The organism is Streptomyces sp. MH60 (assembly GCF_002939385.1).
Taxonomy (GTDB): Bacteria; Actinomycetota; Actinomycetes; order Streptomycetales; family Streptomycetaceae; genus Streptomyces.
The window spans coordinates 97,853-114,284 of the sequence record NZ_MULI01000018.1; the positions used below are offsets into that span (position 1 = coordinate 97,853).

Sequence of the window (16,432 nt, forward strand, 5' to 3'; positions counted from 1 at the left end):
GTGGGCCACATGGTGCCCGCGTGCCCGCCGCCTGTCTTCCTTGCGGAACCAAGGGAGGTTGTGTTCATTGCGGTCGCCGCGGCCGCGGCATCAACATCGCCGTCGGATCGCCGGTTCATTGCGAAGCAGGCACATCCCTTTCCCTCGCCGCAGGTGGGCGCCATGATGGCGACTCGGCACCCCCGCCCCTCCATGAGCCCAGAACGAGTCCGCCGTGGCCCCCACCTTCCGCCGTCAGACCCTCGCGGGCGAGATGCTGGTCCTCCAGCTCGCCATCGTCGTGGTGGTCCTGCTCGCGGTGGCCGCCGTCTCGCTCGCCCAGTCCAAGGCCACCTTCAACCGCGTCGAAGGCCGCCGGGTCACCGCGCTGGCCGAGCAGCTGGCCGCCACGCCGCTGGTCCGCAGCCAGCTGCTGCGCCCGGTGCCGCAGGAGGCCCTCGCCCCGCTGGTCAACTCCACGCAGACCCAGTCCGGGGTCACCTCCGTCACGGTGGCCGACGCCGACGGCCGCGTCGTCAGCTCCACCGACCCCACGCTGATCGGCGCCCGGCTGCCGCGCGGCGAGGGCGCCGGTGTGTCGAGCGGCTGGTCGGGGCCGCTGACCGTGCAGGGCAGCCGGGAACTGGTCGCCCAGGTCCCGGTGCTCGGTGCCACCCGGCAGACCCTCGGCCGCCACCTCGGCACGGTGATGGTCGGTGAGGCCGACCCGACGGTGTGGCAGCGCCTCAGCGGTGCCTCCTCCTACCTCCTGGCCTACCTCGGCATCGCCAGCGGCCTCGGCGTGGCCGGCTCCTGGCTGCTGGCCCGGCGCGTCAAGCGGCAGACCCTCGGCCTGGAGCCGCGCGAGATCGCCGGCCTCGCCGAGCACCGGGAGGCCATGCTGTACGGCATCGCCGAGGGCGTCGTCGCCCTCGATCCGCAGCACCGGCTCACCCTGGTCAACGAGGTGGGCCGGCGCCTGCTCGACCTGCCCGCCGACTGCGTGGGCCAGAGCCTGGACGGCCTCGGCATCGACGGCCGGCTGCGCGACGTCCTCGCCGGCGTCACCTCCGAAACGGCCGAGCCGCGTGACGAGGTCGTCGTCCGCCACGGCCGGGTCCTGGTCATGAACCGCATGACCGTCACCAAGGACGGCCGCCCGTTCGGCTCGGTCACCACCCTGCGCGACCGTACCGAACTGGCCCGCCTGGAGCGGGAGATCGGCTCCTTCCGCAGCACCTCCGAGCTGCTGCGCGCCCAGGCCCACGAGTTCGCCAACCAGCTGCACACCATCTCCGGGCTCATCCAGATCGGTGAGCAGGACGAGGTGGTGCGCTACATCCGCGGGCTCAACCAGCGCCGCCAGTCCCTGGACGTCACCCTCAGCCGCCGGGTCCGGGACACCGCCGTGGCCGCGCTGATCACGGCGAAGTCCTCCCTCGCGGCCGAGCGCAGGGTCGCCCTGCGCGTCTCGGACCGTACGGCGCTGGACCGGCTGGAGCCGGCCGACGCCGCCGACGTGGCGACCGTGGTCGGCAACCTCGTCGACAACGCCGTGGACGCCGCCGCGGCCCTGGACGGCGCACACGAGGCCTGGGTCGAGGTCGAGCTGCGGCAGGACGCCGCCAGCGTCGAGATCGTGGTCCGCGACTCCGGCCCCGGCGTGGCGCCCGAACTGGCCCGGGAGGTCTTCTCGCACGGCTTCACCACCAAGGCCGCCCGGCAGGGCGAGCGGGGCATCGGCCTGGCGCTGACCCGGCTGGTCTGCGAACGTCACGGCGGTGAGATCTCGGTGACCAACACCCCCGAGGGTGCCATGTTCACCGCACGCATGACCGTCAGCCACCTCGCCGACGCGGTGGCGGAAGGAGCAGCACCATGACGGCTACGAGCGGCACGTCCGACGCGACCGCCGCGAACCCGGAGACGCCACGGGCCGCCGCGCCGATCGGCGTGCTCGTGGTCGACGACGACTTCATGGTGGCCCGCGTCCACCGCGCGTTCGTCGAACGGGTCGAGCCCTTCCGGGTCGTCGGCGTCGCCGGGACCGGGGAGCAGGCGCTGGCCGCCGTCGCGGAACTCCGCCCCGACCTGGTCCTGCTCGACCTGTACCTGCCGGACGTCTTCGGCCTCGACGTCATCCCACGGCTGCGCGCCGCGGGCCACGACTGCGACGTCATGGTCATCAGCGCGGCCCGGGAGGCGGACGCGGTGCGCGGCGCCGTGCGGCACGGCGTGGTCGACTACCTCCTCAAACCGTTCGAGTTCGAGGACCTGCGGGTCCGGCTGGAGCGCTACGCCGTTCAGCGGGGCCGGCTGCTGGGCACGGTGGTGCGCAGCCAGGCCGACGTCGACCGGGTACTGGCCGGGGCCGCGGCACAGGCCGCGCCGGCCCCCGCGCTGCCCAAGGGGATGAGTGTGGAGACCGCCGGACTCGTCGAGCGGGCCCTCCGCGGGGCCGACGGCACCCTGTCCGCGAGCGAGTGCGCGGCGCTGACCGGCATCTCCCGGGTCAGCGCCCGCCGCTACCTGGAGTACTTCCACACCGTGGGCAGTGCGGAGGTCTCCCTGCGCTACGGGGTGGCCGGACGCCCCGAGCGCCGCTACCGCTTCCGGGGCGCGGTCACCGGCCCGGCGCTCCGGCCCGCAGGCCGTCCATGACGAAGTCCAGGAACCGGGTGACTCGCGGCTGCCAGTTCTCCCCGGGGTCGATCAGCCACAGACCGCCGAGGACGAGGAAGAAGTCGTCCCCGGTCAGTCCGGGCCGGATCGTGCCGGCCTCGTCGTTGGCCCGGAGCAGGAGTTCGGCCGCCTCCTCCAGCGGGGTGGGGCGCGGCTTCTCGGGGGCCCCGGGTGCGCTGGTGACCAGCCGGATCGCGTCCGCCAGACCCGCCTTGGTCATGGCGAACTCGGCCAGGCGGTCCATCCACTCGCGCAGGGCCCGGTCGGGTTCCCGGGTGGCCAGCATCTCGGGCGCGGCCTCGGCCACCTGCTGCATCCCGTAGCGGTAGATCTCCAGGACGAGTGCCTCGCGGTTCGGGAAATTGCGGTAGAAGGTGCCCTGCCCGACCCCCGCCTTCTTGGCGATGGCGCTCAACGGGGCGTTCGCGCAGTGCGTCAGTTCCTCCGTGGCCACTGCCAGGATGCGCTCGCGGTTGCGCTGGGCGTCCGAGCGCAGGGGAGTGTCCGGCTTGTCCTTGTTCGACTGCGGCACTCGTCCTCCTTCCGGGTTCGTGGCCGAATCCCGACCTTGCTAAGCGGACAGCTGTCCGTTACGTTTTCCGTGAGTGGACAGTTGTCCGTTTACCCGCCCACTCTACCGGCGGAAAGCGGCCGACGGCCCCCGCCCACCCGTGAACCCACTGCCTACAGCCAGTTTTCCCGGTCACCAGACACCAAAGAAGGCTGATCATGGCCCCAGCGCCCTCGTCGACGTCCAGCGCCGTCGTCCTGAACATCAACGGCGAGAAGCACCAGCTGACCGTCGACCACCGCACCACCCTGCTCGACGCCCTGCGCGAGCGCCTCGACCTCACCGGTACCAAGAAGGGCTGCGACCAGGGGCAGTGCGGCGCCTGTACCGTCCTGGTCGACGGGCGTCGCGCCGTCTCCTGTCTGAACCTCGCCGTCGCCGCCGAGGGACGCGAGATCACCACCATCGAGGGGATGGCCGAGGGAGACCGGCTGCACCCGGTCCAGCAGGCATTCCTCGACCTCGACGGCTACCAGTGCGGCTACTGCACCCCCGGGCAGATCTGCTCGGCGATCGCCGTCATCGAGGAGCACGCGGCCGGCTGGCCCAGCGCCGCCACCGAGGACGTGCGCCCCGAGGCCGGGCCGCCACCGCTGACGCCGGACGAGATCCGCGAACGGATGAGCGGCAACCTGTGCCGCTGCGGCGCCTACGTCTCCATCGTCCAGGCGGTCACCCGCGCCGCCGAGGCGCACGAGGCCGCGGCCCACGACGACGACCGTGCCGACCGGTCCGGGACCACCGAGGAGACGGCCGCATGAGGGAGTTCGCATACCAGCGCGCCGACGACGTCTCCGGCGCCGTGGCCCTGCTCGCCGCCGACCCGGACGCCCGCTTCCTCGGCGGCGGCACCAATCTCGTCGACCTGATGAAGACCGGCGTCGAGCGCCCCGCCCGGCTCGTCGACGTCCGGGAGCTCCCCCTGGACGGCATCGAGGAGACCGCGGACGGCGGCCTGCGCATCGGCGCCACCGTCACCAACAGCGACCTCGCCGCCCACCCCGAGGTGCGCCGCCGCTACCCGGCCCTGGCACAGGCGGTCCTGGCCGGCGCCTCCGGCCAGCTGCGCAACATGGCCACCGTCGGCGGCAATCTGCTCCAGCGCACCCGCTGCGGCTACTTCACCGACCTGAGCAAGCCCTGCAACAAGCGGGCCCCGGGCAGCGGTTGCTCCGCGCTCACGGGCGAGCACCACAACCACGCCGTCCTGGGCGCCTCCGACCACTGCGTGGCCGTCCACCCCTCCGACATGGGCGTGGCCCTCACCGCCTTCGACGCCGTCGTCGGCTACGAAACCCTCGACGGGCCGGGCCAGGTGACGCTGGCCGACTTCTACCTCCCCGTCGGGGACACCCCGCACCGCGAGACCGCTCTGCCGCCCGGCGCGCTGATCACGGGCGTCACCCTGCCGCCCGCCCCGGTCGCCGCCCGCTCCCGCTACCGCAAGGTGCGCGAGCGTGCCTCGTACGCCTTCGCGATCGGCTCGGTCGCCGCCGCGCTCGACGTCGAGGACGGCGTCGTGCGCGAGGCCCGGCTGGCCTTCGGCGCGGTCGCCTCGCGGCCCTGGCGGGCCCGCGCGGCCGAGTCCGTGCTGACCGGAGCGGCGGCCGACGGCGATACCTTCGCCGCCGCCGCGGACGCCGAACTCGCGGCCGCCAGGCCGCTGCCCGACAACGGATACAAGGTGACCCTCATGCGCAACCTCGTGGTGGCCGTCCTGACCGAACTCGCCGAGGAGACCGCCCGATGACCACCGCCACGACCGGCCGTACGGCGCACAGGGGCGTCGTCGGCACCTCGCACACCCGCGTCGAGGGCCGCGACAAGGTCACCGGGGCGGCCCGCTACGCGGGCGAGATCCCCTTCGCCGACCTCGCGCACGGCTGGCTGGTGCTGTCCACCGTCGCCCGCGGCCGCGTCCGCGCGATCGACACCGAGCCCGTCCTCGCCATGCCCGGCGTACTGGCCGTCCTGCACCACGGCAACGCCCCGCGTGTCGACACCGACTACATCGGCCTGCTGGGCATCCCGCCGGACCCCACCGCCGCGGTCTTCCAGCAGGACCGGGTGCACCACGTGGGCTGGCCGGTCGCCCTCGTCGTCGCCGAGACGCCCGAACAGGCCCGGGAGGCCGCCGAGGCCCTCGTCGTCGCCTACGACGAGGAACCGCACGACACCGCCCTCACCACCGGCCACCCGGGTGCCCACCCGGCCGGCGGAGTCATGCCCGGCGAGACCGCCAAGGGCGACCTGGAGGCCGGCCTCGCCGCCTCCGCCGTCGTGGTGGACGAGGAGTACACCACTCCCGAAGAGCACCACAGCATGATGGAGCCGCACGCCGCCACCGCCCTGTGGGACGGCGGCCGGCTGGAGGTCGTCGACTCCAACCAGGGCACCACCTGGATCCAGGGCGAACTGGCGAACATGTTCTCCCTCGACGCCTCCGCTGTGCGAGTGCGTTCCGAGCACATCGGCGGCGGCTTCGGCAGCAAGGGACTGCGCGCCCACCAGGTCGCCGCCGTGATGGCCGCCACCGAACTGCAGCGGCCGGTGCGCGTGGTCATGACGAGGCGCCAGATGTTCTCGCTGGCCGGCTACCGCAGCCCCACCCTCCAGCGCGTGCGGCTCGGCGCCGACGCCGACGGCCGGCTGCGCGCCCTGGAGCACCGCTCGCTGAACCAGACCTCCACGGTCTACGAGTTCGTCGAGCCCAGCGCGGGCGTGGCCCGGGTGATGTACGACGCCGACGCCCACCACACGGCCAATGAGGTCACGCCGCTCGACGTGCCGTCGCCGACCTTCATGCGCGCGCCGGGCGAGGCGCCGGGGTCCTTCGCCATCGAGTCCGCCCTCGACGAACTCGCCGAGCGCAGCGGCATCGACCCCATCGCACTGCGCCTGCGCAACGAACCCGAGGTCGGCCCGGTCTCCGGTCTGCCCTTCAGCAGCCGCAACCTGGAAGCCTGCTTCCGCGAAGGAGCCCGGCGGTTCGGCTGGGGCGAGCGCGATCCGCGCCCCGGGACGCGCCGGGAGGGGCGCTGGCTGCTTGGCACGGGCACGGCCGCCGCCTCCTTCCACGCGGGTGCCGGTCCCTCCACGGCCGTCGTCACCGCGCAGGCCGACGGCGGCTTCACCGTGCGGATCGCCGCCGCCGACATCGGCACCGGGGCCCGTACGGCGCTCACCCTCGTCGCCGCCGACGCCCTGGAGGTCGCGCCCGACCGGGTCCGGGTCCGGATCGGGGACAGCGACTTCGGCCCCGCGATGATCGCGGGCGGCTCGATGGGTACCCGTTCCTGGGCCTGGGCGATCCGGCTGGCGGCCCGCGAACTGCGGGAGCGGCTGGCCCTCGGCACGACGATCCCGCCGGAGGGCATCACCGTACGGTCCGACACCACCGAGGCCCTCGGCGCCCTCGCCCAGAAGGAGCGGCACTCCTTCGGCGCGCAGTTCGCCGAGGTCGCCGTGGACACCGCCACCGGTGAGGTGCGGGTGCGCCGCATGCTCGGCATCTTCGCGGCCGGCCGAATCGTCAACCCGCTCACCGCCCGCAACCAGCTCGTCGGCGGCATGGTCTGGGGCATCTCCATGGCGCTGCACGAGGAGGCGGTCCGGGACCGGACGAGCGGCGCCCTCTACGCCCCCGACCTCGCCGGGTACCACGTGGCCACCAACGCCGACGTGGGCGACATCCAGGCCGACTGGGTGGACGACCCCGACCCGGACGACCCGGTGGGCATCAAGGGCGTCGGCGAGATCGGCATCGTGGGCGCCGCGGCGGCCGTCGCCAACGCCGTCTGGCACGCGACCGGCGTACGCCACCGCAGCCTGCCGATCCGGCCGGACCGGGTGCTGTCGGCGGGGGTGCCCGCAGCAGGGGGCGGCCCGCATGCTTGACATCGCCGACGAGCTGGACCGCTGGCTCGCGCAAGGGCGGGAGTTCGCCGTCGCCAGTGTCGTCTCCGTCGGCGGCAGCGCACCGCGCGGGCCCGGCGCGGCCCTCGCCGTCGACCGCGACGGCACGGTGATCGGCTCGGTCTCCGGCGGCTGTGTGGAGGGCGCGGTGTACGAGCTGTGCACCGAGGCCCTGGACAGCGGCGAGAGCGTGCGCAGACGGTTCGGCTACAGCGACGAGGACGCCTTCGCGGTCGGGCTGACCTGCGGCGGGGAGATCGATGTGCTGGTCACGCCGGTCGGCGCGGACGCACCGTCGCGCGAGGTGTTCCGGGCGGTGCTCTCGACCGCCGCCCGGGGCGGGACCGTGGCCCTCGCCCGGGTCGTCCGGGGCCCGGCCGAGCTCCTGGGCCGGGCGCTGCTGGTCCGTCCCGACGGCACCCACGAGGGCGGTCTCGGCGGCCATCCCGGCCTGGACCGCACCGCGGCCGCCGAGGCCGGGGCCCTGCTGGACGCCGGACGCACCGGCACGGTCGGACTCTCGGAGGACGGCTCGCACTGCCCCGGCGGGCTCACCCTCCTCGTCGAGTCCAGCGTGCCGCCGCCACGCATGATCGTCTTCGGCGCGGTCGACTTCGCCGCGGCGCTGGTGCGGGCCGGGAAGTTCCTCGGGCATCACGTCACCGTGTGCGACGCCCGGCCGGTCTTCGCCACGCGGGCCCGCTTCCCGGAGGCCGACGAGGTCGTCGTCGACTGGCCGCACCGCTATCTGCGGCAGACCCGGACCGACGAACGCACGGTGCTGTGCGTGCTCACCCACGACGCCAAGTTCGACGTGCCGCTGCTGACCGAGGCCCTGCGCCGGCCGGTCGCGTTCGTCGGCGCCATGGGCTCGCGCCGCACTCACGAGGACCGCGACCGGCGGCTGCGGGAAGCGGGCCTGACCGAGGACGAGCTGTCCGGGCTGCGCTCACCGATCGGCCTGGATCTCGGCGCGCGCACCCCGGAGGAGACGGCCCTGTCCATCGCGGCGGAGATCGTCGCGGCCCGCCGCGGCGGAACGGGCGTACCCCTGACGGGCGGTTCGGCACCGATCCACCGGGAGCGGGAGGTGACGGGAGCGGCTGCCTGAGGGGCGCGGACCGGCCCACTGCCGGACCGGTGGACCCCGGACAGGCTCGAGAACGGGCCGGACGGACGCCTGGAGACTCAGGGCAGGGTCGACTCGTCGGCCAGGCGGACCGCGCATTCCAGCATCATCGCGTGCACGAAGGCCTGCGGGAGGTTGCCGCGGAGCTGGCGCTGGCGCACGTCGTACTCCTCGGCGAACAGCCCGGGCGGTCCGCAGGCCGCCCGGGTGCGCTCGAACCAGCGGAAGGCGCCGACCCGGTCGCCGACCCGGTGCGTGGCGAGCGCCATCGCGAAGCCGCAGAGCAGGAACGCGCCCTCGGCCTCGCCGAGCGGCATCCCGGAGTGCTCGAAGCGGTACAGGTACCCGTCCTCGGCCAGTCGGGACTCCACGTACGTGCGGGTGGCGGCGTCACCGTCGCCGTCCCCGAACGCGCAGCCGCGGGCCATCGGCACCAGCAGCGCGGCCTCCGGCCCGTCGTCGTCCTCGGCCCGCCGCCAGCGGCCGTCGGTGCGCAGGCAGCGGCGCCGGGTCTCCCGCAGCACCGTGTCCGAGAGGTCGGCGCACCGGTGCCCCGCGGCCCCGGGCAGCACCTCCGCCATCCGCCGCAGACCGCACACCACGCTCAGCCGGGAGTGGGTCCACCACCGGTTCTCCAGCTCCCACAGGCCGGCTTCCGGCTTCAGCCACTGCCGCTCGATGACGTCCACGGCGACGGCCGCGGCCCGTTCCGCCTCGTCGGTCAGCCGGTCGTGCGCGGCGGCCGCGGCGAACAACTGGAGCGCCTCGCCGAAGGTGTCCAGCTGGAACTGCGCCCCCGCGTCGTTGCCGACGTGGTCGTTGCCACCGGGGTAGCCGGGCAGTCGCAGGGAGCGTTCCTCACCGACCGGCCGCCCGTCGACTGTGTAGGCGGGGCGCACCCCGTCGCCGTCCGCGAGAATGCGCTCGGCGACGAAGCGCACGGCGTCGTCGACCAGGGGATGCGGTCCGTGTGCGGCGACCGCGAGGCCGGCGTAGCACTGGTCGCGCAGCCAGGCGTAGCGGTAGTCGTAGTTGCGCCCGCTGTTGGCCCGTTCCGGCAGGGACGTGGTCGCGGCGGCGACCATCCCGCCGGAGACGCTGGTCAGCCCGCGCAGCACGGCGTACGCGTGCCGGGCGTCGCGGGGCGCGATCAGCCGCGAGCAGTCCGGTACGGCCTGCTCCCACTCCCGTTGCGTCGCCCGCCACAGCGCGTCGGCGTCGAGCGGTCCGGACTCCGGCCCCTCGGACAGTTCCAGCACGAGGTCGTGCGTCTCGCCCTCGCGCAGCCGGAACTCGCCGCACAGTCCCGCCCCGTCCTGCCACACCGCGTCCGGTGCCCCGGCGAGCCGCATCCGCAGCCCCTTCGTCCCGGCCGTCCACACGCCGCCCTCCTGCCGGGGGTCCCGCATCCGGACGCCCCCGAAGCCGGGCCTCGGGTCCAGGTCCAGGCGCAGCCGCGCCTCGCCCCGCTCCACCCGCATGCGGCGCAGCAGTACGAGCCGGTCCGTGCGGGTCGGCAGGGCCAGCGCCTCCCGGCACTCGATCACGCAGCCGGCGGTCACCCACCGGCTGATCCGGATCAGCGTGCCCTCCTCGTAGGAGCCGCCCCAGACGTGCCAGGGGTCCGCCGGCTCCACCGTGAAGTGCCCGGCCCCGCCGATCAGCGCCGAGAACACCGCGTCGTCGTGCCACCGCGGGGCGCACAGCCACACGATCCGGCCCCGGGGGTCCAGGACGGCCCCCCGCTCACCGTCGGCGAGTACCGCGTACTCGCGCAGCGCCCAGGGTGGGCACGACGTGTCCGGTTCCGGCGTGCGCCGATCGTCGCTGTCCTTCATGACGCTACGGCTATCCCGGCGCCGATGACCGAAACGACGCCGTCCCGGTGGTCCCGGCGGTCCCCGCACGCACTCCGGTTTCCGTGGCCACGGAGGTCACCGGGGCCCCGCACGTCCCGTGCTCGCCCAGGGGGCCCACCGTCAGCCCCGCCTCGCGGCAGTCGCGCACGATGCCCGGCAGCGCGCCGAGCGCTGCCCGCCAGCTGCCCGGAGCGGAGGCGTGGTCGGTGTCGTGGAGGAGGATCGTGCCACCCCCGCGCAGGTCCGCCGCCACGGTCGCGCGTACCGAGGCGGGCGTGGCGTCGTGCCGCCAGTCCTTGCCCCACGCGGTCCACAGCACGGGCCGCAGCCCGGCCCGGCGGGCGGCCGCCCAGCGACCGGAGGTGAGGATGCCGTAGGGCGGCCGGTACCAGCGCGGAACACCGCCGGCCACCTCGGCCACCACCCGGACGGCACGCCGCAACTCACGCGCGTCCCGCACCGGCGACGGCCACCAGGGGCGGTCGTGCGTCCAGCCGTGGACGGCGAGTTCGTGTCCGCGCCGGACCAGCTCACGGGCCGGCGCGGGGTGGCGCGCGACGTTCTCGCCCAGGACGAAGAACGTGGCCCGCACCCCGAGTTCGTCCAGTACGTCGAGGAACCGCGGCGTGGACACCGGGTCGGGACCGTCGTCGAAGGTGAGCGCGACATGACCGGGGCGGCCCCGGCCGGCCAGACCGGGGAACCGGCGGCGGCGCAGTTCCGGCAGCCAGGTCGCGGCCGGACCGATGTGGGCCAGCGCGGCGGCGAGGACCGGGGCGACGGCGTACACCGCCCGTCCGGCGCGAAACCCATGATGCATCCGTGGTGCCTCCGGTCTGTTCCCCGCGCTTCGTCCCGAGTCGTGCGGACCGCGTTCCGTTCCGGGGCGCCCGGTCCCGGTCCGTGCCGCTCCGTCCGCTCCGTTCACCGCTTCACCGCCCGCCCGGGGCCGTCCCGCGCCGCCGGGGCCGTGTCCCAGGCGCCGTGCACCGACGGTGCCCTGGCCAGTCCGACGCTGCCGAGGCCGATCAGCGCCACGCCGATCAGTTCGGGCAGCACCCGCACCCCGAGCAGGATCTCCTCGCCGAACAGGGCCCAGCCCAGCGCGACGCTGGTCAGCGCGTCGCCGAGGGTCAGGGCCGGCTGCGAGGCGGCCAGGGTCCCCGCCCGCAGGGCGCTCTGCAGCAGCAGGAAACTGGCCACCCCCACCACCGCGGTGGCGTACGGCGGCCACTGGGTCAGCACCTCGCCCACCCCCTGGGGGAGCCGTCCGGTCAGTTCCTTGAGCAGCGCCGCCGTACCGCCGAACCCCACCGCGGACGCCGATCCGAACAGCGCCGCGCGGGGCGCGCCGTGCACCAGGCTGCCGACCGAGGCGAGGACCGTCATCAGGAGGAACAGCGCCAGCCCCGCCCAGATCCATCGGCCCGCGGTGGCGGTGTCGTGACCGGCCGACGGAGCGGCGGAGCCCAGGAACAGCGCCAGCCCCACGGCCAGGGCGACGAACGCCAACCACGTCCGCGTGTCCGGGCGCCGGTGGAAGACCGCACTGCCGACGACCAGTGTGAACAGCAGTTCGGTGGCCATCAGCGGCTGGACGACGGCCAGACTGCCCACCGCCAGCGCGGCCGCCTGGAGCACCGTCGTCAGCGCGAGCAGCGCCGCCCCGCCGACCCAGTACCGGTCCCGCACCAGCCGCAGCAGCGAGCGCACCACCGTGTGCCTGGCCCCCGCCCGGTCCTCGTCCTGCGCCGCGGCCCGGCGCTGCAACACCGACGCCGCAGCGTTGGACAGCGCCGCGAACAGGGCGAGGACGACGGTGAGGACACTCACCGCGACGCGCTCCCGGTCATCCGAACCGTGCGGCCAGCCGCCGGTACAGCCCCGGAGCCGCGCCCCGCACCCGGCACGGCAGGCGCAGCCACGAGGGCACGTACACCTCGTCCCGGCCCCGTAGCACCGCGCTCCGCACCGCGTCGGCCACGCGCTCGGGAGGCACCGGACGCGGCCTGGAGCGCCGGTAGGGAGCGCCCCGGCGCTCGAAGAACGGAGTGTCGACGACGCCCGGCACCACGTGGGTGACCCCCACGCCGGTGCCCCGCAACTCGTAGCGCAGCGAGTCCGCGAAGGCGCCGATCGCGGCCTTGGCGGCGGAGTACACGGCCTCGTCGCGCACCGCGACACTGCCCGCCAGCGATCCGATGAGCACCACCCGTCCCGAACCCGCCGCCACCATCCCCGGCAGCAGCAGCCGCACCAGCCGCAGCGTGGCCAGCACGTTGATGTCGAGCACCTCGTCGATGGTGTGCGGCGGCATGTCCAGGAACTCCCCGGCCCAGCCCACCCCGGCCCCGGCCACCAGCAGGTCCACCCGGCCCGCCGTGGCCAGCGTGAAGTCGGTGAGCTGCCGGTCGGCGCCGGGGAGGGTGAGGTCGGCGGCGAACGCGGTGGCCGACGCGTCGTCGGCGACCTGGCGCAGCCGCACCGGGTCACGTCCGGTGAGCACCAGCCGCCAGCCGTCCTCGTCACCCAGCCGACGGGCCACGGCCGCGCCGATGCCGGAGGACGCCCCCGTCACGAGCGCCGTGCGGGTCCGCGTGTCCCGGACCCCGACGGGCTCCCGCGGGGGCCTCGCGTGGTCCGCGTCGGGTGCGACGACCTGCGGTCCGGGGACGGACCGGGGACGGGAGAACGCATGGACCATGGGGACCACCTTGGCTCGGGGCGGGCACCGCGAAGCGTCCGACCGTGCGGTCGGGCTCCGGCGTCCGGCCGGACGGGCGGTCACGGAGTATCCCCCAGGGACCGCCCGAAACGCCCGCTTGCGCGGTGGTTTGGAAGTGGCGGCACCGGCAACTTGGTCCGCCGTGCATCCTCGCAGCTCATCAGCGCCCCGCCGCCCCGGTGCCCCGCGCGGTCCGCGGGACGGCAGACGTCTGCTGGTGATCAGCGCGAGCATGGGCGCCGGTCACGACACGGTCGCCGCCGAACTGGTCCGGCGGGCCCGGGAGGGCGGCGACACCGCCAGGGTCGTCGACGTCCTCGCCCTCCTGCCGTACGGCCTGGGCACGGCCCTCAGGTGCTTCTACCGCGGGTCCGTACGGCACTTCCCGTGGGTGTACGCCGCCCTGTACCGCCTCTTCCTGCGGGCCGGCGCGGGACGCCGACCGAGCGGGACGCCCCTGGCCCGGCTCGCCGGGAGCAGGCTGCGCGAGCTGGCGGAGCGCACGGGCGCCGACGTGGTCGTGCCCGTCTTCCACCTGGGCGCCCAGCTGACCGGCCACCTCCGGGACCGGGGGCTGCTGTCCGTGCCCAGCGTCGTCCTCGTGATCGACTTCGAGCCGCACCGGCAGTGGCTGCACCCCGGCAACGACCACTGCCTGTGCCTCACCGAGGAGGCGGCGCGCGAGGTGCGGGAGGCCACCGGAAGGCCCGCGGCGACCTGCGGCCCCGTAGTGGCGCCGGAGTTCGCGGCCGAGGACGTCCCGGGTGCGGCCCAGTGGCGGGAGACCTTCGAACGGCTCGGCTCCGGGCGGCCCGCCGTGGTGCTGTCCGCCGGTGCCTGGGGCGTCGGCTCCCACCTGGACGCCACCGTCCGGCTCCTGGCCGGCCACGGCTATCTGCCGGTCGTGCTCTGCGGCGACAACCAGCGGCTGCGCCGCACACTGTCCGGCACACCCGGCGTCCTCGCCCTGGGCTGGGTGACGGACATGCCGGGCCTGCTGCACGCCGCCCGTGCCCTGATCGACAACGCGGCCGGCCAGACCGCCGTACAGGCGCTCGCGGCCGGGCTGCCGGTCGTCGGCCACCGCCCCATACCCGGCCACGGCGCGGACGGCGTACAGCGGATGGCCGCGCTCGGGGTGTCCGAGGTCGCCGAGGACGCCGACGCGCTGCTGGACGCGCTGCGGCGGCTCACCGCACCGGGCCGGGACCGGCGGCGGCGGATCGCCGCCGGACGCGCGCTGTTCACCGAGACCGCGGACGCCCTGACCCTGGTGACCGACGCCGCCGACGCCGCGCGTGCGGGCGCACGACGGTGAGTGAGCGGCGCGAGAGCGTCGCGGCGCGTCCGTTTTCCCGGACCGTCACAGGGCACCCGCCCCGGAGCGCGAACCGGCACAAGGAGGCGACGCCGTGCGGCTCGACGAATTCCTCACCCGGGTCCGCGACCGCGGTGAGTACCACGGCGACGACGAGGCCGAGCAGGTCGTCACGGCCGTCCTGTGGGTGATCGCGTCCCGCATCCCGCCGGAGGAGGCCGCCGACCTGGCCCGCGACCTGCCCGCCCCGCTGGACGACGCGCTGCGCCTGGAACGCGGCAGACCCGAGGCCTTCGGCCGCGAGGAGTTCCTGCGGCGGGTGGCCCAGCAGACCGGAGCCCGGCCGCGCACCGCCGAGTGGGACGCGGGCGCCGTGCTGTCCACCCTCGCCGAGGCGGTACCCCGCGAACGCGTCGACCGACTGCTGGCCGGCCTGCCCGCCGACTGCGCCGACCTCTTCGGCGGCCCGGCACCCCACTGAGAAGAAACCGCCTGGAGACGGGCCACCGAGACCGAGGAGACACCCATGACGGACGTTGAGCAGCGCTACGCCGACGGGGAGGAGACCCCCCTCGGCGGCTACGCGGCGCTCGCCACGACCTTCGCGGCCGCCGCCGGCGCGTTCGCGGTGACGGTGTGGCGCCGCGGGGTCCGGCTCCCGGACACCGTCCCCGCCTGGGACGTGGCCCTGCTGGGAACGGCGACGTTCAAGGCCTCACGGCTGCTGACCAAGGACAAGGTCACCAGCTTCCTGCGGGCGCCGTTCACCAGCCGGGAGGGCGAGGGCAACGCCAACGAGGTGATGGACGCCGGGCGCGGCACCGGACTGCGCCGTGCCGTCGGTGACCTGATCTCCTGCCCGTTCTGCACCTCGGCCTGGGTGGCCGGCGGACTCGTCGGCACCTACGCCGTCGCACCCCGGGCCGGGCGGCTGCTGTCCGCCGGCCTGAGCGCGGTCGTGGTGTCGGACTGGCTGCAGTACGCGTGGAGCCTGACCGCGCAGAAGGCCGAGGAATGACCGGTCGGCCACCGGCCGGGCGGCCGGTCAGTCGCGCTCGGCGCGCTCCGCCCGCTCGGCGTGCAGCTTCTTCACCCGGGCCGCCTCCTTGCGCACATCGGCCTGGACCGCCTGCTCCCGCTCCAGCCACTCCGGGCGCTCCTGCTTCAGCGCGTCGATCTGCTCCGTGGTGAGCGGCTCGGTGACGCCGCCCCGGTGCAGGCCCGCGATGGAGACGCCCAGCTTGGCCGCGACCACCGGCCGCGGGTGCGGACCGTCGCGCCGCAGCTCGCGCAGCCACTCCGGAGGGTCGGTCTGGAGCGCGTTCAGCTCGGCGCGCGTGACGACGCCCTCCCGGAACTCGGTGGGTGTGGCTTCGAGGTACACACCCAGCTTCTTCGCCGCGGTCGCGGGCTTCATGGTCTGGGTGTTCTGGTGCGACGTCATGCGGTCAAGGGTATCGATCGTGTGAGCGGCTCCCGACCACGCCCGGTAACCTGGCCGGGTGACAGGCTCGGAAGCTCCCCCCTCGTTCCGGCTCGCGTACGTCCCGGGGGTGACGCCCGACAAATGGGTGCGCATCTGGAACGAGCGGCTGCCGGACGTCCCCCTCGCCCTGAACCAGGTGCCCGCCGCGGAAGCGGGCGACGTCCTGCTCGGCCGCGACGCCGACGCCGGACTCGTACGGCTGCCCGTCGACCGTACGGCGCTCAGCGCCATCCCCCTCTACACCGAGACCACGGTCGTGCTGATCCCCAGGGACCATCTCGTCACCGCGGCCGACGAGGTGGCCGTCGAGGACCTCTCCGACGAGATCGTGCTGCACCCCCTGGACGACGTCCTCGACTGGGAGCGGCTGCCGGGCAGGCCCGCCCTGGAGCGCCCCGCCACCACCGCGGACGCCGTCGAACTGGTGGCGGCCGGGATCGGTGTGCTGCTCGTGCCCCTGTCGCTGGCTCGCCTGCACCACCGCAAGGACCTCACGTACCGCACGGTCACGGACGCTCCCGGATCGAGCGTGGCCCTGTCCTGGCCCGAGGACGCGCACACGGACCGCGTCGAGGACTTCATCGGCATCGTCCGGGGCCGGACCGTCAACAGCACCCGGGGCCGGCAGCCCGAAGCGGCGCGCGCGAAGGGCGGAAGCGCCGAGGCGACGGCCCCCGCGCGTCGCAAACCGGCGGCCGGGAAGACGGGCGGCAAGCCGGGCGGCGCCACGGGCGGCAGGGCCGGCGGGAAGCAGACCGGGGGCGCCCG

At 74.8% G+C, this 16,432-nt stretch carries 16 protein-coding genes; 10 read left to right on the plus strand and 6 right to left on the minus strand.

The genetic code is table 11. The features are described 5' to 3' along the window. Positions 1 to 214: 214 nt before the first annotated feature. Together BZZ08_RS14735 and BZZ08_RS14740 are read left to right on the plus strand one after the other, a co-directional pair. Entirely contained in the window at positions 215 to 1,861 is a 1,647-nt protein-coding gene (locus tag BZZ08_RS14735) for a sensor histidine kinase (protein WP_104632655.1), read from the plus strand. After that, a complete protein-coding gene (locus BZZ08_RS14740) occupies positions 1,858 to 2,640 on the plus strand; it encodes a response regulator (RefSeq protein ID WP_104632656.1) in 783 nt (260 codons plus the stop codon). The genes BZZ08_RS14735 and BZZ08_RS14740 overlap by 4 nt, the downstream gene beginning before the upstream one ends. Here BZZ08_RS14740 and xdhR read toward each other — a convergent pair. After that, entirely contained in the window at positions 2,603 to 3,193 is a 591-nt protein-coding gene (xdhR, locus tag BZZ08_RS14745) for a purine salvage operon transcriptional regulator XdhR (protein ID WP_104632657.1), read from the minus strand. The two genes, BZZ08_RS14740 and xdhR, sit on opposite strands and share 38 nt — an antisense overlap. 197 nt (positions 3,194 to 3,390) lie before the next feature. Here xdhR and BZZ08_RS14750 point away from each other — a divergent pair, with 197 nt between their 5' ends. Genes BZZ08_RS14750 through BZZ08_RS14765 form a run of 4 tightly spaced genes read left to right on the plus strand, consistent with a single transcriptional unit; the run spans position 3,391 to position 8,258 of the window. After that, the gene (locus BZZ08_RS14750) at positions 3,391 to 3,993 is read left to right on the plus strand and encodes a 2Fe-2S iron-sulfur cluster-binding protein (RefSeq protein WP_104632658.1); all 603 of its coding nucleotides are present in this window, start codon (positions 3,391 to 3,393) and stop codon (positions 3,991 to 3,993) included. After that, on the plus strand, positions 3,990 to 4,982 hold the full coding sequence (locus tag BZZ08_RS14755; RefSeq protein ID WP_104632659.1) for an FAD binding domain-containing protein: 993 nt from the start codon (positions 3,990 to 3,992) through the stop codon (positions 4,980 to 4,982). The genes BZZ08_RS14750 and BZZ08_RS14755 overlap by 4 nt, the downstream gene beginning before the upstream one ends. Further along, on the plus strand, positions 4,979 to 7,129 hold the full coding sequence (locus tag BZZ08_RS14760) for a xanthine dehydrogenase family protein molybdopterin-binding subunit (RefSeq protein WP_104632660.1): 2,151 nt from the start codon (positions 4,979 to 4,981) through the stop codon (positions 7,127 to 7,129). Before BZZ08_RS14755 ends, BZZ08_RS14760 begins: the two co-directional genes overlap by 4 nt. Next, complete coding sequence (locus BZZ08_RS14765) at positions 7,122 to 8,258, plus strand: XdhC family protein (RefSeq protein WP_104632661.1); 1,137 nt, start codon at positions 7,122 to 7,124, stop codon at positions 8,256 to 8,258. The genes BZZ08_RS14760 and BZZ08_RS14765 overlap by 8 nt, the downstream gene beginning before the upstream one ends. Before the next feature lie 77 nt (positions 8,259 to 8,335). Here the strand turns inward: BZZ08_RS14765 and BZZ08_RS14770 are convergent, their stop codons facing one another. The 4 genes from BZZ08_RS14770 to BZZ08_RS14785 form a co-directional block, all read right to left on the minus strand. Continuing rightward, complete coding sequence (locus BZZ08_RS14770) at positions 8,336 to 10,114, minus strand: glycoside hydrolase family 15 protein (protein ID WP_104632662.1); 1,779 nt, start codon at positions 10,112 to 10,114, stop codon at positions 8,336 to 8,338. A gap of 10 nt (positions 10,115 to 10,124) precedes the next feature. Next, positions 10,125 to 10,955 carry a polysaccharide deacetylase family protein gene (locus BZZ08_RS14775; RefSeq protein WP_104632663.1) on the minus strand — a complete coding sequence of 277 codons (831 nt, stop codon included), beginning with the start codon at positions 10,953 to 10,955 and terminating at the stop codon, positions 10,125 to 10,127. 104 nt (positions 10,956 to 11,059) lie between these two features. Further along, positions 11,060 to 11,968, minus strand: coding sequence for a DMT family transporter (locus tag BZZ08_RS14780; protein WP_104632664.1), 909 nt, complete (start codon positions 11,966 to 11,968; stop codon positions 11,060 to 11,062). A 16-nt stretch (positions 11,969 to 11,984) separates the two neighbouring features. After that, positions 11,985 to 12,839 carry an SDR family NAD(P)-dependent oxidoreductase gene (locus BZZ08_RS14785; RefSeq protein ID WP_198601475.1) on the minus strand — a complete coding sequence of 285 codons (855 nt, stop codon included), beginning with the start codon at positions 12,837 to 12,839 and terminating at the stop codon, positions 11,985 to 11,987. A 238-nt stretch (positions 12,840 to 13,077) separates the two neighbouring features. On the opposite strand from BZZ08_RS14785, the gene BZZ08_RS14790 reads away from it, so the two are divergent. The 3 genes from BZZ08_RS14790 to BZZ08_RS14800 all read left to right on the plus strand — a co-directional run bounded on the left by BZZ08_RS14790 (position 13,078) and on the right by BZZ08_RS14800 (position 15,196). Further along, positions 13,078 to 14,178, plus strand: coding sequence for an MGDG synthase family glycosyltransferase (locus BZZ08_RS14790; protein WP_446750258.1), 1,101 nt, complete (start codon positions 13,078 to 13,080; stop codon positions 14,176 to 14,178). Between the two features lie 94 nt (positions 14,179 to 14,272). Continuing rightward, positions 14,273 to 14,659 carry a DUF2267 domain-containing protein gene (locus BZZ08_RS14795; protein WP_104632667.1) on the plus strand — a complete coding sequence of 129 codons (387 nt, stop codon included), beginning with the start codon at positions 14,273 to 14,275 and terminating at the stop codon, positions 14,657 to 14,659. A 45-nt stretch (positions 14,660 to 14,704) separates the two neighbouring features. Next, positions 14,705 to 15,196: a DUF1360 domain-containing protein gene (locus tag BZZ08_RS14800; RefSeq protein ID WP_104632668.1), complete on the plus strand. Its 492-nt coding sequence runs from the start codon at positions 14,705 to 14,707 to the stop codon at positions 15,194 to 15,196. Positions 15,197 to 15,223: 27 nt separating this feature from the next. Here the strand turns inward: BZZ08_RS14800 and BZZ08_RS14805 are convergent, their stop codons facing one another. Further along, positions 15,224 to 15,622: a DUF5997 family protein gene (locus tag BZZ08_RS14805; RefSeq protein ID WP_104632669.1), complete on the minus strand. Its 399-nt coding sequence runs from the start codon at positions 15,620 to 15,622 to the stop codon at positions 15,224 to 15,226. Positions 15,623 to 15,680: 58 nt separating this feature from the next. On the opposite strand from BZZ08_RS14805, the gene BZZ08_RS14810 reads away from it, so the two are divergent. Further along, on the plus strand, positions 15,681 to 16,432 hold a 752-nt coding region (locus BZZ08_RS14810; protein WP_104632675.1), incomplete at its 3' end, for a LysR substrate-binding domain-containing protein.

Excerpts from the sequence above, each read along its gene's own strand:
- BZZ08_RS14740 (WP_104632656.1), top strand. The coding sequence starts at position 1,858 with ATGACGGCTACGAGCGGCACGTCCGACGCGACCGCCGCGAACCCGGAG.
- BZZ08_RS14750 (WP_104632658.1), top strand. The coding sequence starts at position 3,391 with ATGGCCCCAGCGCCCTCGTCGACGTCCAGCGCCGTCGTCCTGAACATC.
- BZZ08_RS14755 (WP_104632659.1), top strand. The coding sequence starts at position 3,990 with ATGAGGGAGTTCGCATACCAGCGCGCCGACGACGTCTCCGGCGCCGTG.
- BZZ08_RS14800 (WP_104632668.1), top strand. The coding sequence starts at position 14,705 with ATGACGGACGTTGAGCAGCGCTACGCCGACGGGGAGGAGACCCCCCTC.
- BZZ08_RS14760 (WP_104632660.1), top strand. The coding sequence starts at position 4,979 with ATGACCACCGCCACGACCGGCCGTACGGCGCACAGGGGCGTCGTCGGC.
- BZZ08_RS14805 (WP_104632669.1), bottom strand. The coding sequence starts at position 15,622 with ATGACGTCGCACCAGAACACCCAGACCATGAAGCCCGCGACCGCGGCG.
- BZZ08_RS14770 (WP_104632662.1), bottom strand. The coding sequence starts at position 10,114 with ATGAAGGACAGCGACGATCGGCGCACGCCGGAACCGGACACGTCGTGC.
- BZZ08_RS14785 (WP_198601475.1), bottom strand. The coding sequence starts at position 12,839 with ATGGTCCATGCGTTCTCCCGTCCCCGGTCCGTCCCCGGACCGCAGGTC.
- BZZ08_RS14775 (WP_104632663.1), bottom strand. The coding sequence starts at position 10,955 with ATGCATCATGGGTTTCGCGCCGGACGGGCGGTGTACGCCGTCGCCCCG.
- BZZ08_RS14765 (WP_104632661.1), top strand. The coding sequence starts at position 7,122 with ATGCTTGACATCGCCGACGAGCTGGACCGCTGGCTCGCGCAAGGGCGG.